This window comes from Tenacibaculum sp. HL-MS23 (assembly GCF_032463465.1).
Taxonomy (GTDB): Bacteria; Bacteroidota; Bacteroidia; order Flavobacteriales; family Flavobacteriaceae; genus Polaribacter; species Polaribacter bernardetii.
The window spans coordinates 839,107-852,088 of the sequence record NZ_CP135989.1 but is presented as its reverse complement, the minus strand read 5'-3'; the positions used below and the strand labels follow the sequence as shown (position 1 = coordinate 852,088).

Sequence of the window (12,982 nt, the reverse complement as noted above, 5' to 3'; positions counted from 1 at the left end):
AAGCACATCATCATCATCACCATATTTGCACTCAGGCGAACTAAAGATGTATTGAATAAAATCAACATATATTTTAAACCCGTTTGAGTAAATCAAACGGGTTTTTTATTTCCACAAAGGAAATTATCTACACCTTAAGATTTACTCAAATAAATTAACAAAAACAACATGAGTAAATTAAGAATAGCCATTCAAAAATCAGGAAGACTAAATCAAGATTCATTACAACTTTTAAAAGATTGTGGTATTTCTATAGATAATGGTAAAGACCAACTAAAAGCTTCTGCAAGTAACTTTCCGTTAGAAGTTTTTTATTTACGTAACGGAGATATTCCTCAGTATTTAAGAGACGGTGTCGTTGATATTGCAATTATTGGTGAAAATGTACTGATAGAAAAAGGAAATGATTTAGAATTTGTAGAGCGTTTAGGTTTTTCTAAATGCAAGGTTTCTATTGCGGTTCCTAAAGAATCTAGTGCAAACTCTTTAAAAGATTTAAACTTAAAAAGAATTGCAACTTCGTATCCAGAAACGGTTAAAAAATATTTAGCTAAAAATAAAATTGATGCACAATTACACATCATTAATGGTTCTGTAGAAATTGCACCAAATATAGGATTGGCAGACGGAATTTGTGATATCGTTTCAAGCGGATCTACTTTATTTAAAAATGGTTTAAAAGAAATTGAAGTATTATTAACTTCAGAAGCAGTTTTAGCTAATTCACCATTAATTACAGAAGAAAGAAAAGCTATTTTAAATAAATTACAATTCAGAATTCAATCGGTTTTAAAAGGAAAACGTTCTAAATATGTCTTGTTAAATGCGCCAAATGATAAATTAGAAAAAATTATAGATATCTTACCAGGAATGAGGAGTCCAACAGTTTTACCGTTGGCAGAAGAAGGTTGGAGCTCTGTACACTCAGTATTAGATAAAGATGAGTTTTGGGATATTATAGATGAGCTAAAACTTAATGGAGCAGAAGGTATTTTAGTGTGTCCTATAGAGAAAATGGTTGTTTAAAAATTAAGGTAGATGAGAGCAGTAGAATTAAATAAAGATAATTGGGAATCGTTATTAAAAAGACCCACAAAATCTGTTGAAGATATAGCACAAACTGTAGATGATATTTTCAAACAAGTTAAAGAGTCAGGCGACATTGCAGTAAAAAAGTATACAGCCCTTTTTGATGGTGTAAATTTAGAAACATTAGAAGTTAGTTCAGAAGAAATTAAAAATGCCGAAAACTTAGTTTCTAAAGAATTAAAAAATGCTATTCAACAAGCAAAGGCAAATATTGAAATTTTTCATGCTGCTCAAAAAACCGAAAAAATTGCGATAGAAACAACAAAAGGAGTGCAATGTTGGCAAGAAAAAAGGCCTATAGAAAAAGTAGGATTGTACATTCCTGGCGGAACTGCTCCGTTATTTTCTACCGTATTAATGTTAGCAACCCCTGCGAATATTGCAGGTTGTAAAGAAATCATTTTATGTTCTCCTCCGGATAAAAAAGGAGAAATTAATCCTGCTATTTTATACACGGCAGCACTTTGTGGAGTAACTAAAATATATAAAGTTGGTGGTATACAAGCCATAGCTAGTTTTACATTTGGTACAGAAACGATACCAAAAGTATCTAAAGTTTTTGGTCCTGGAAACCAATATGTAACAGTAGCAAAACAATTGGCAACACAATACGGAATTGCAATTGATATGCCAGCTGGTCCTAGTGAATTATTAGTAATGGCGGATGACTCGGCAAATGCCGCATTTGTAGCATCCGATTTATTAAGTCAGGCAGAACACGGAGCAGATAGTCAGGTTGTTTTAGTGTCAGATTCATTAAATTTAATTGCCGAAGTATCAAAAGAAATAGATGCACAACTTCTTAATTTATCAAGAAAAGAAATTACAGAAAAAGCATTAAAAAACACAAAAGTTGTTTTAATTAAAGATGAGTATGAGGCTATTAATTTTGTAAATGATTATGCACCAGAACATTTAATTATAGCAACTAAAAATGATGACTTTTTTATAGACAAAATAGCCAATGCAGGTTCGGTATTTATAGGAAACTATACGCCAGAAAGTGCTGGTGATTATGCTTCAGGAACGAATCATACCTTACCAACAAACGGATTTGCAAAAGCATATTCAGGTGTTAATTTAGATAGTTTTACAAAAAGTATTACGTTTCAAAAAATATCCAAAGAAGGAATACAAAACATTGGTGAAACGATTGAAATAATGGCAGCCGCAGAAGGATTACAGGCTCATAAAAATGCTGTTACATTAAGATTAAAAGATATTGAAAATGTTTAGTTTAGAAAAAATAGTTCGCAAGAACATTCAAAAGTTAAAAGCATATTCATCAGCAAGAGATGAATTTAAAGGGGCAGCAGAGGTTTATTTAGATGCTAATGAAAATCCGTTTGGAACTTTAAACAGATATCCAGATCCGAAGCAAACAAAAATTAAAGAACGTTTATCAACTATAAAAAACGTTGAGAATAATCAGATTTTTATTGGAAACGGTAGTGATGAAGTAATCGATTTAGCATTCAGGATTTTCTGTGAGCCAGGTAAAGATAAAGCGTTAACTTTTTCGCCTACTTATGGTATGTACGATGTATCAGCAAGTATTAATGATGTTGAGTTAATTAAGCAACCTTTGGTAAATGATTTTCAAATAAGCTTAAACCAGTTACAGCCATATTTAGATATGGAGGATGTAAAAATTATATTTATTTGTTCTCCAAACAATCCAACAGGAAATTGTTTTGAGGATGAAACTATTCAGTATATTCTCGATAATTTTAACGGAATGGTAATTGTCGATGAAGCTTATATCGATTTTAGTACAAGAGATTCGTATGCAACACAATTGGCTAATTATCCGAACTTAATTGTAAGTCAGACTTTTAGTAAAGCTTGGGGATTGGCAGGCGCAAGGGTAGGAGTTGCCTATGCAAATTCTAACGTTATAGATTTGTATAATAAAGTAAAGCCACCTTATAATGTTAGTACTTTAAATCAAGAAGCAATTATTGCTTCATTAGATAATATATCTTTGTTCGAAGCGAATAAAAACACAATCATTAACGAAAAAGATCGCTTAATGAATGAGTTTAAGAATATAAAACTTATCAAAAAAATATACCCAACGGAAGCTAATTTTATTTTGATAGAGGTTACCGATGCAAATGCAGTTTATGATACATTGGTAGTTAAAAAAATAATTACGCGTAACAGAAATAGTTTAGTAAACAATTGTTTACGAATAACCGTTGGTAGTAAAGAAGAAAACACACAACTAATTACAGCATTAAAATCAATCATATAATTATTGTCACATTGAGCATAGTCTAGAGATTTTAGTAGAAAATATTGATTTTAATAAAAAGAAAACACATGAAAAAAGTATTATTTATAGATAGAGACGGAACTTTAATTAAAGAACCTGCAGATGAACAAACAGATTCATTCGAAAAATTAGAGTTTTATCCGAAGGTATTTCAAGGATTAAGTAAAATTGCAAATGAGTTAGATTTCGAGTTGGTTTTAGTAACCAATCAAGATGGTTTGGGAACCGAAGTATATCCTGAAAATAGTTTTTGGCCTGTGCACAATTTTGTAATGAAAACTTTAAAAGACGAAGGAATTGTTTTTTCTGAAGAAATTATTGATATCACTTTTGCAAAAGATAATCAGCCAACAAGAAAGCCAAATACAGGTTTATTAACCAAGTTTTTTTCTGAAGAATATGATTTAGCAAATTCATTTGTAATCGGAGATCGTTTAACGGATATTGAATTGGCAAAAAACTTAGGATCAAAAGGAATTTACATCAATGATGAAACTTTTTTAGGAACCGATGAAATTACGGTAAAAAGAAGTGATTTAGACGAATTTATTGCTTTAGAAAGTAGTGATTGGAATGCTATTTATGAGTTTTTAAAATTAGAAGAAAGAACCGATGGTATTGTTAGAAATACAAACGAAACCAAAATTGATATTCAATTAAACCTAGACGGAACAGGAAAAAGTAATATTAGTACAGGAATTGATTTCTTCGATCATATGTTAGATCAAATTGCGCGTCATGGGCAAATGGATTTAGATATTCAGGTTAAAGGAGATTTAGAAGTTGATGAGCACCATACTATTGAAGATACAGCCATTGCATTAGGAGAGGTTTTTAATAAAGCATTAGGTAATAAGTTAGGAATAGAGCGTTACGGATTTTGTTTACCAATGGATGATTGTTTAGCGCAAGTAGCTATTGATTTTGGAGGTAGAAATTGGTTAGTTTGGGAAGCAGATTTTAAAAGAGAAATGGTAGGTAAAATGCCAACAGAAATGTTTTTTCACTTTTTTAAATCATTTACCGATGGTGCAAAATGTAATTTAAATATTAAAGCAGAAGGAACAAACGAGCATCACAAAATAGAGGCAATTTTTAAAGCTTTTGCAAAAGCAATAAAAGTAGCTGTAAAGAGAGATACTAGTAAAATGATTTTACCATCAACCAAAGGAACGCTATAGTATTATGATTGCAATTATAAAATATAATGCCGGTAATATACGATCGGTTCAAAATACACTTAACCGTTTAGGTTATGAAAGTATAATAACTGATAATCCAATAGAAATACAACAAGCTGATAAAGTAATATTTCCGGGTGTTGGTGAAGCAAGTTCGGCAATGGCTTATTTAAAAGAACGTAAATTAGACGAACTTTTAGTATCTCTTACCCAGCCAGTATTGGGTATTTGCTTAGGTTTACAATTAATGTGCGCATCATCAGAAGAAGGCAATACAACATGTTTAGGTATTTTTGATACTGTAACAAAACAGTTTCCTCCTTTAATGAAAGTGCCACACATGGGATGGAATAACTTTTCAGAAATAAAACCATCAAAAATAGTAGAGAATCTAGCTATGAATGAAGATGTATATTATGTGCACGGTTATTATGCTGAAGTTTGTGAAAATACTATTGCAACTTGTGATTATATAAAGCCATTTAGTTCGATTATGCAAAAAGATAATTTTTATGCCATGCAATTTCATCCAGAAAAATCAGCAAGCATCGGTGAAAAATTACTAAAAAACTTTTTAGAATTATAAAATTAAGAAAATGAGAATTATACCTGCCATAGATATTATTGACGGAAAATGTGTACGCTTAACAAAAGGCGATTATGCAACCAAAAAAATATATAACGAAAATCCTGTTGAAGTAGCAAAAGAATTTGAAGATAGCGGAATCGAATATTTACATTTAGTAGATTTAGATGGAGCCAAATCACAACACATTGTAAATTACAAAGTGTTGCAAGAAATTGCTGCCAAAACAAATTTAAAAATCGATTTCGGTGGTGGATTAAAATCAGATGAAGATTTACGAATTGCTTTCGATAACGGTGCAAGTCAGATAACGGGAGGAAGTATCGCTGTTAAAAACCCTGATATTTTTACAGGATGGTTAACAGAATATGGTAGCGATAAAATTATTTTAGGTGCCGATTGTATCAATCGTAAAATTGCTACACACGGATGGTTAGAAACATCAGAAGTAGAGGTGATTGATTTTATCATAAAATATGAGAAATTAGGAATTAAAAATACTATTTGTACGGATGTCGCTAAAGACGGAATGTTACAAGGAGCATCTGTTGAGTTGTACCAAGAAATATTAAGTAAAAGTGGCGTTAACTTAATAGCAAGTGGTGGTGTTGCTAATATTGATGATTTAATACGGTTGAAAGAAATAGGTTGTGAAGGCGCAATTTTAGGTAAAGCGATTTACGAAAATAGAATTTCGTTAAAGCAATTAGAAAATTTTATAATAAAATAATACATCATTATAAGAAAGAATAACGAAGTGATCTTTTAAAGGTTTCTTTTGATTTTAAAAATGATGATAACTATTAAATATGTTAAAAAAAAGAATAATACCTTGTTTAGATATCAAAAACGGTCGCACAGTAAAAGGTGTTAATTTTATTGATATTAAAGACGCAGGTGATCCGATTGAATTGGCTAAGCAATATGTAAAAGATGGTGCTGATGAGTTGGTGTTTTTAGATATTACTGCAACGCTCGAAAACAGAAAAACGTTAGTTGAGTTAGTAGAGAAAATAGCGCAAGAAATAAATATACCTTTTACAGTTGGTGGTGGAATAAGTACGGTTGATGATGCTTTGGCTTTGATAAAAGCAGGTGCAGATAAAGTAAGTATCAATTCATCGGCAGTTAAAAATCCGCAGTTAATAACCGATTTAAAAAATCGTTTTGGAAGTCAGTTTGTAGTAGTTGCTATTGATACCAAAAATGTAAATAATAATTGGAAAGTATTTACAAAAGGAGGAACTCATGAAACTGAGTTAGAAACGGTTGCTTGGGCTAAGGAAGTTGAAAAATTAGGGGCAGGAGAAATTTTATTAACATCAATGAATAACGACGGAACAAAAGCAGGTTTTGCGCTAGATATAACAAATGATGTTAGTAAAGCAATAAATATACCTGTAATAGCATCAGGCGGAGCCGGTAAAGAAATACACTTTAAAGATGTATTTACAAAAACAGAAGCGAGTGCAGGTTTAGCAGCTAGTATTTTTCATTTCGCTGAAATACCAGTGCCAAATCTTAAAGAATATTTAAAAGAACAAAATATACCAGTACGATGAATATAGATTTTACAAAAGGAGACGGGTTAGTTCCTGTAATAATTCAGAATAATACCACATTACAAGTATTAATGTTAGGGTATATGAACGAAGAAGCTTTCTTAAAAACAAAGAAAGAAAATAAAGTAACTTTTTTTAGTAGAAGTAAAAATAGGTTATGGACAAAAGGTGAGGAGTCTGGTAATTTTTTAGAAGTGAACGATATTAAAATCGATTGTGATAACGATACTATTTTAATAAAAGTAATGCCAGCAGGTCCAACTTGTCATAAAGGAACTACTTCTTGTTTTACGGAAGAAACTCCAAAAGGGTTTTTATATGAATTAGAGCGAATTGTTAGCGATCGTATAGATACTGATCATCCAACGTCATATACAAATAAACTATATAAACGAGGAATTAATAAAGTAGCACAGAAAGTAGGAGAAGAAGCGGTAGAATTGGTTATTGAAGCAAAAGATAATGATGCTGATTTATTTAAAAATGAAGCTGCCGATTTATTTTATCATATTGTAATTCTTTTAAAGGCGAAAGGATTTACATTAACAGAAATAGAAGCTGTTTTAAAAGAAAGAAATTAATTAAATTTCTTTTTAAAACATTTTTCATAATAATAATAATAATAATAATTTACCAATACCTTTTAGTTAATTCTAGGAGGTGTTTTTTTTTAACATAAAAATAACGTTTAACTTATTTGTCATTTAGTTAAACATTTGTATATTTGTGTATCACTAATTACTATAAGTATTAAGTGATATTTTTTATATCTAATTTTAATTTGTTTATTAATTTGTAAAATAAGATAAACAAAGTAATTTTATTTCAATAAAAATTATCAAATAACAAACACTAATTATTAATTAAAAAATTATTAAAAATGGTTATTAAAAAATTTAAAAGTATTGCGGCACTTGGTTTATTACTAAGTTTATCATTATTAACATCTTGTAGTGATGACGACGATCCTGTAGTTGTTATTGACAACCCTAAAGACATTATAGAGTTAGCTTCGGCTACTCCGTCATTAAGTATATTAGTTGATGCGGTTGTAAAAGCCGATTTAGTAGATGCTTTAAAAATGAATGGACCTTATACTGTGTTTGCACCAAATAACGATGCTTTTGCTGCGTTATTAGATTCAAACGATGATTGGAGTACTTTAAACGACATTCCTACTGAAACTTTAGCAACAGTATTAAAGTTTCATGTTTTAACATCTAAAGTAACATCAGCAGATCTTTCTGATACTTATGTTAAAACTTTAGCAACAGGACCAAACGATGAAAATTTATCATTACAGGTTGAAACTACTGGAGGTGTAGAGTTTAATGGAGATTCTAAACCTATAACAGTTGATGTTGAAGCAAGTAATGGTGTTGTACATATTATAGATAAAGTAATGTTACCACCAAGTCTTGTAACTTTGGCTTTAAATAATAGCGGACTTACAAGTTTAGTAGCTGCTTTAACAGATACAAGACATACAACAGATTTTGTTTCAGTATTAAATGGTGATGGACCATTCACCGTTTTTGCACCAACAAACGCAGCTTTTCAATCATTATTAGATAGTAATGATTCTTGGAGCTCTTTAGGCGATATTCCTATTGAAACATTAGATTCAGTATTAAGATTTCACGTATTAAGCGGAGCAAACGTACAATCAGCAGGTCTTTCAGATACTTATGTAAATACATTAGCAACAGGACCAAATGATGAGAGCTTATCATTGCAAATAGAAACTACAGGAGGTGTTGAATTCAATGGAGATTCTAAACCTGTAATAGTAGATATTCAAGGAAGTAATGGTGTAGTTCACGTTATTGATAAAGTAATGTTACCAGCAAACATTGTAACTTTAGCTTTAAATAATTCAGGTTTTACAAGTTTAGTAGCTGCCTTAACAGATGATAGACATACAACTGATTTCGTTGCTGTATTAAACGGAGACGGACCTTTTACTGTATTTGCACCAACTAATGCTGCTTTTCAAGCATTATTAGATAGCAATGATGATTGGAACGGTTTAGGAGATGTACCAATTGCAACTTTAGATGCAGTTTTAAAATATCACGTAGTGAACGGAGCAAATGTACAAGCTGATCAGTTATCAGATAATCAAGAAATTACTATGTTATCAGAAGGAATGGTAACTGTAGATTTAACAGATGGGGCTAAATTAGAAACATCAAGCGGTCAATCAGTAGTTATTTCGGTAACAGATGTACAAGGAACAAATGGGGTAATTCATGCTGTTAATAATGTTCTTTTACCGTAATTAAAGATATTTAGTTATTAAATTTAAGAAGGATAATAAACAGCAATGTTTATTATCCTTCTTTTTTTGCATAGAAAAAAGTTTTAGTTAGTCTATTTTACTAATAAACTAATGCTTATTAACTATTTTTGCAATATGAATGAATTTCAACAACTAAGAGATGCGTTAAACGAAAGTGTTTTAGAATCTGAATTTGTAAAACTAACTTTAAGTAAACCTATCAAGAAAAGTGATGGATTGCCAAACGTATATGTTCGTTTGGTAACTATTAAAGGAGCAGAAATGATGCAATTTACCTATCATTATACTACAAATGATAAGGTTAAAAATTATACTATTACCGAAGCATTATCTGAATTAGAAATCTTATTGATGGATAATTTTAGAGCGGCAACTTTATTTACATTATCTAAAGATTTATTGGTTTTTATATCAAAAAAGAAAAAAGTTTCTTATCGTGAAAATGCGGCGAGTTTTAAAAATAAATTGCCCGTAACCCATGATAAACCAAAAGAACGTTTAGCCGAAGCTGGAAGTTATTTACATCATTTAGGAATTACCGATAAAGAAGGTAAGGTGATTCATAAAATGGCCGATAAATACCGTCAAATTAATAAATATTTAGAGATTATTGAAGGTTTATTAAAGTCTACCAAATTACCAAAACATATTAATATTGTTGATATGGGATCGGGTAAAGGCTATTTAACTTTTGCTTTGTATGATTATTTAGTAAATCAAAAAAAATACAGTGCTACAGTTACTGGTATTGAATTGCGTAAAGAATTGGTGGATTATTGTAATGATATAGCCGAAAAATCTGAGTTTAAAAAATTATCGTTTGTAGCTCAGCCAATTCAGGAATATGATAATAATAAAATTGATATTTTAATTGCTTTACATGCTTGTGATACCGCAACAGACGATGCCATTTACAAAGGATTATCAGCTAAAGCTGAATTAATTATTTGTGCACCATGTTGTCATAAACAAATCCGCCAGCAAGTAAAAGGAAAAGAGCAGGAGAGTCCGCTTTTAAAATACGGAATCTTTAAAGAGCGTCAATTCGAAATGGTTACTGATACGATTCGTGCGCTTATTTTAGAAAAAAGTAATTACAATACGAAAGTATTTGAATTTATAAGTAACGAACATACGCGTAAAAATGTAATGTTGGTGGCAAGTAAATCATCTAAAAAGAACGATACTTCTAAAATAGATGATAAAATATCTGGCTTAAAAGAAACATATGCTATAGAAAGTCATTATTTAGAGACACTTATATAAAAGTATTTTGATTGATTAATGTTTATGCAAACCTGAATTTATTTCAGTTTCTCATGGCAATTTAGTTTGAATTAAGAGAATTTGATTCTGAAATAAATTCAGAAAGACGATTTGATATTTATAGAATATACTTTGATATATTTCAAACAAAAGATCACCACTATTGGTGATTTTTTTGTTTTTAAAAATCTCACATGTTTTAATAAAATAACTAGAAGTATAGAACTTAGCCATAATTTAATAAGCAGTCTAGCCCCGATTGTAGCATTTGTTTGAGCTCCTCGCAGAGAGCGAGTGCGAAAAGCGGGAAATAGCTTCTGAAAAAATATATTTTAATCCACTTTTATAAATTACAATTATAGTATTTTTACTTTATAAACTAAGTAAGTATGAAAAACTCCAAATTATTAATTATTGCAGCATTTTTTTCGATATATATTATATGGGGATCTACTTATTTATTTAATAAAATTGCGGTAACCGAATTGTCTCCCTTATTTTTGGCTTCTATTCGATTTTTAGTGGCAGGTGTGTTGATTATGATCATTGCTACATTGTTAAAAATATCAATAAAAATAAACAAAACACAACTTTTAAATTCAGCAATAGCAGGTTTTTTGTTTCTAGTATATGGAAACGGAGTTTTTGTATGGGCTTTAAAATATGTTGATACAGGTTTTGCTGCATTATTAGCATCAACACAACCATTGTTTGTGCTTTTCTTATTGCGTTTAATAGATGGTAAAAAAATGCAACGAAAATCAGTAATCGGAGTGTTATTTGGTTTAGCGGGAATGTATTTATTGGTAAGTCAGAAAGAAATTACAACTTCTGAAGGTGGTGTTTTAGGTATTTTTATGATCTTAACCTGTGTGTTAAGTTGGAGCTACGGAAGTGTTTTTGTATCGAAAGCAGATTTACCAAAAAATTACTTGGTTGCTACGGGATATCAAATGTTAATAGCAGGAACTATATTAGTAATATCAAGTTTAATTTTTAAAGAAACGTGGGTTTCGCCATTAAATTGGGCTAGTAAAACACAAGGAGCGATGCTGTTCTTGGTTATTTTTGGAGGTATTGTTGCTTTTACAGCTTTTAATTATCTTTTAAAATCGGTATCACCAGAAAAAGTAGCAACATCCGCTTATGTAAATCCGATAATAGCCTTGTTTTTAGGTTGGAGTTTGTTAGATGAGCAACTTACCGAACAATCGGTAATAGCATCTGTAATTTTATTAACAGGTGTTTATTTTATTACATCTAGAAAAAGATTGGTAAAAACTGTCGCAAGAAAAGGATCATAGTTAAACCCCTTCGCCATTCACAAAAATAACTTGAGATCCAAACTCATGAAAAATCGTTAAGCCAGCTTCTTTTTTCCCTAAACTTTTAGGAGAGAAAAGAATATTGAATTTTATTTTATTCTCTGTTAGATAGGTGCCTTCTGCAATTCCCTGAATTGTAAATTCACTAGCATTTTTTCCTCGGATTTTTATATCGGTAACTTTTATTTTATAAGGACATGTATTATAAATTTCGAATTCAATAATTTTAGTTGTAAAAACAGCTGTTTCTAAAATATTGTAACCTTGTGAGATTTTATCGAATTCTATGCATGATGCGCTTTTAACTTCATCTTCAACACAGGAAGAAAATGCGAAAATAAAAAGTACTGAAAGGGTAAATGATACGGTTTTTATTATTTTCATAATTTATTTTTCTAGGTGATGTCAAAAATCCCACCAAACAACAAAAAACTTCATGATTTTACCGTTCGGGTGTTTTATCCAGCATAAAGGTGCTCTTTTTTCTTCAAGAAAAGAGTTAGCTTTTTCAGTATAAAGATTAAAATTAAGCCAATCAATATTTGTATGTGGTTTAACCAACCAATCGTGTTTATTCGGAATGTGAAATTTACATTCCTTAAATTGTTCGAGTTCTTTTAACGTTGCATAAAACCCAATAATACAGTCATTATTTATTAGAGGAAACTTGTTTCCATATTCTTTTAAAGGAACAAATAACTGGGCTTTAAAATAGAGTTGCTGATCAATTTCGTTAGTAACTAAATTTAGTTTATCTAAATAAGTTTCGCATTGTTTAGAGTAGAGTAGTGGTAATTGTTTTTCTTTAAGTTTGGTTAGTTTTTGTATTAATGAATCTTTTCTATTAGGTCCTATCCAATGTTCAATTTCTGTATTACCAACAGTATTGTCATATAAATAAAATTTGTAAACAATTTCTACATGTATTGGTTTTTCATTTTTATATAAAATACAATCTAACTCGCCTAAAGTTAATTTTTCTTGTTGAATTTGAATGTTTTCTACAATAATTTTAATTGATGTATCTTGTTGTAGCTCATAAGAAACAAAACGTTCTACTAATTTTCCTAAGCGTAAATTTTGGGTAATTACAGCGTTAAAAATAGTTATTTTATTTGGGTTTATTTCAAATTGGTCAAAATCAAAAACACCTTTTCCATGCCATAGAAAAGGTGTTTGTAAAAATCCTTCGTATTGTAATTGTAAGTTTTTAGATTTTTTATCCATTAAAAAGAAATAGGATTATTCTTAATTTTATTAGCAATAAGAAAGCCTATCCCAGCACCAATTAAGATTCCGGAAATAAAATTAATAATTTCAATTTTTAGCATCAATTGCATTATCATTCCAATAAATATTAATGCGAGTCCTATAATTTCTTTTTTATTCATAA

Annotated in this window: 14 protein-coding genes; 11 read left to right on the top strand and 3 right to left on the bottom strand. The window is 30.1% G+C overall.

All coding sequences use genetic code 11. The features are described 5' to 3' along the window. Positions 1-168: 168 nt before the first annotated feature. From hisG to RRF68_RS03845, 11 genes are all read left to right on the top strand, one after another. Complete coding sequence (gene hisG, locus RRF68_RS03895) at positions 169-1,026, top strand: ATP phosphoribosyltransferase (RefSeq protein ID WP_315945080.1); 858 nt, start codon at positions 169-171, stop codon at positions 1,024-1,026. A 12-nt stretch (positions 1,027-1,038) separates the two neighbouring features. Next, entirely contained in the window at positions 1,039-2,325 is a 1,287-nt protein-coding gene (gene hisD / locus RRF68_RS03890; RefSeq protein WP_275316204.1) for a histidinol dehydrogenase, read from the top strand. Beyond that, positions 2,318-3,346 (top strand): histidinol-phosphate transaminase, encoded by a 1,029-nt coding sequence (hisC, locus tag RRF68_RS03885; RefSeq protein ID WP_315945079.1) that lies wholly within the window; start codon positions 2,318-2,320, stop codon positions 3,344-3,346. Before hisD ends, hisC begins: the two co-directional genes overlap by 8 nt. A gap of 68 nt (positions 3,347-3,414) precedes the next feature. Next, positions 3,415-4,548, top strand: a complete 1,134-nt coding sequence (hisB, locus tag RRF68_RS03880; RefSeq protein ID WP_315945078.1) for a bifunctional histidinol-phosphatase/imidazoleglycerol-phosphate dehydratase HisB — start codon at positions 3,415-3,417, stop codon at positions 4,546-4,548. Positions 4,549-4,552: 4 nt separating this feature from the next. Further along, positions 4,553-5,134 carry an imidazole glycerol phosphate synthase subunit HisH gene (hisH, locus tag RRF68_RS03875; protein ID WP_315945077.1) on the top strand — a complete coding sequence of 194 codons (582 nt, stop codon included), beginning with the start codon at positions 4,553-4,555 and terminating at the stop codon, positions 5,132-5,134. A 10-nt stretch (positions 5,135-5,144) separates the two neighbouring features. Further along, a complete protein-coding gene (gene hisA, locus RRF68_RS03870; RefSeq protein WP_218772329.1) occupies positions 5,145-5,864 on the top strand; it encodes a 1-(5-phosphoribosyl)-5-[(5-phosphoribosylamino)methylideneamino]imidazole-4-carboxamide isomerase in 720 nt (239 codons plus the stop codon). Positions 5,865-5,943: 79 nt separating this feature from the next. Further along, positions 5,944-6,696 carry an imidazole glycerol phosphate synthase subunit HisF gene (hisF, locus tag RRF68_RS03865; RefSeq protein WP_315945076.1) on the top strand — a complete coding sequence of 251 codons (753 nt, stop codon included), beginning with the start codon at positions 5,944-5,946 and terminating at the stop codon, positions 6,694-6,696. Next, positions 6,693-7,277, top strand: coding sequence for a bifunctional phosphoribosyl-AMP cyclohydrolase/phosphoribosyl-ATP diphosphatase HisIE (gene hisIE / locus RRF68_RS03860; RefSeq protein WP_315945075.1), 585 nt, complete (start codon positions 6,693-6,695; stop codon positions 7,275-7,277). The genes hisF and hisIE overlap by 4 nt, the downstream gene beginning before the upstream one ends. 299 nt (positions 7,278-7,576) lie before the next feature. Continuing rightward, on the top strand, positions 7,577-8,977 hold the full coding sequence (locus tag RRF68_RS03855) for a fasciclin domain-containing protein (RefSeq protein ID WP_315945074.1): 1,401 nt from the start codon (positions 7,577-7,579) through the stop codon (positions 8,975-8,977). 135 nt (positions 8,978-9,112) lie between these two features. After that, entirely contained in the window at positions 9,113-10,264 is a 1,152-nt protein-coding gene (locus tag RRF68_RS03850) for a class I SAM-dependent methyltransferase (RefSeq protein ID WP_275316214.1), read from the top strand. Positions 10,265-10,653: 389 nt separating this feature from the next. Continuing rightward, positions 10,654-11,568, top strand: coding sequence for an EamA family transporter (locus RRF68_RS03845; protein ID WP_218772334.1), 915 nt, complete (start codon positions 10,654-10,656; stop codon positions 11,566-11,568). Here RRF68_RS03845 and RRF68_RS03840 read toward each other — a convergent pair whose 3' ends face one another. Genes RRF68_RS03840 through RRF68_RS03830 form a run of 3 tightly spaced genes read right to left on the bottom strand, consistent with a single transcriptional unit; the run spans position 11,569 to position 12,980 of the window. Beyond that, positions 11,569-11,973, bottom strand: coding sequence for a hypothetical protein (locus tag RRF68_RS03840; protein ID WP_218772335.1), 405 nt, complete (start codon positions 11,971-11,973; stop codon positions 11,569-11,571). Positions 11,974-11,994: 21 nt separating this feature from the next. Continuing rightward, positions 11,995-12,816: a DUF1853 family protein gene (locus RRF68_RS03835; protein WP_315945073.1), complete on the bottom strand. Its 822-nt coding sequence runs from the start codon at positions 12,814-12,816 to the stop codon at positions 11,995-11,997. Further along, the gene (locus tag RRF68_RS03830) at positions 12,816-12,980 is read right to left on the bottom strand and encodes a hypothetical protein (protein WP_275316220.1); all 165 of its coding nucleotides are present in this window, start codon (positions 12,978-12,980) and stop codon (positions 12,816-12,818) included. Before RRF68_RS03830 ends, RRF68_RS03835 begins: the two co-directional genes overlap by 1 nt. Positions 12,981-12,982 lie beyond the last annotated feature (2 nt).

Excerpts from the sequence above, each read along its gene's own strand:
- hisF (WP_315945076.1), top strand. The coding sequence starts at position 5,944 with ATGTTAAAAAAAAGAATAATACCTTGTTTAGATATCAAAAACGGTCGC.
- RRF68_RS03845 (WP_218772334.1), top strand. The coding sequence starts at position 10,654 with ATGAAAAACTCCAAATTATTAATTATTGCAGCATTTTTTTCGATATAT.
- RRF68_RS03850 (WP_275316214.1), top strand. The coding sequence starts at position 9,113 with ATGAATGAATTTCAACAACTAAGAGATGCGTTAAACGAAAGTGTTTTA.
- hisH (WP_315945077.1), top strand. The coding sequence starts at position 4,553 with ATGATTGCAATTATAAAATATAATGCCGGTAATATACGATCGGTTCAA.
- hisD (WP_275316204.1), top strand. The coding sequence starts at position 1,039 with ATGAGAGCAGTAGAATTAAATAAAGATAATTGGGAATCGTTATTAAAA.
- RRF68_RS03830 (WP_275316220.1), bottom strand. The coding sequence starts at position 12,980 with ATGAATAAAAAAGAAATTATAGGACTCGCATTAATATTTATTGGAATG.
- hisB (WP_315945078.1), top strand. The coding sequence starts at position 3,415 with ATGAAAAAAGTATTATTTATAGATAGAGACGGAACTTTAATTAAAGAA.
- RRF68_RS03855 (WP_315945074.1), top strand. The coding sequence starts at position 7,577 with ATGGTTATTAAAAAATTTAAAAGTATTGCGGCACTTGGTTTATTACTA.
- hisG (WP_315945080.1), top strand. The coding sequence starts at position 169 with ATGAGTAAATTAAGAATAGCCATTCAAAAATCAGGAAGACTAAATCAA.
- hisIE (WP_315945075.1), top strand. The coding sequence starts at position 6,693 with ATGAATATAGATTTTACAAAAGGAGACGGGTTAGTTCCTGTAATAATT.
- RRF68_RS03840 (WP_218772335.1), bottom strand. The coding sequence starts at position 11,973 with ATGAAAATAATAAAAACCGTATCATTTACCCTTTCAGTACTTTTTATT.
- hisA (WP_218772329.1), top strand. The coding sequence starts at position 5,145 with ATGAGAATTATACCTGCCATAGATATTATTGACGGAAAATGTGTACGC.
- hisC (WP_315945079.1), top strand. The coding sequence starts at position 2,318 with ATGTTTAGTTTAGAAAAAATAGTTCGCAAGAACATTCAAAAGTTAAAA.
- RRF68_RS03835 (WP_315945073.1), bottom strand. The coding sequence starts at position 12,816 with ATGGATAAAAAATCTAAAAACTTACAATTACAATACGAAGGATTTTTA.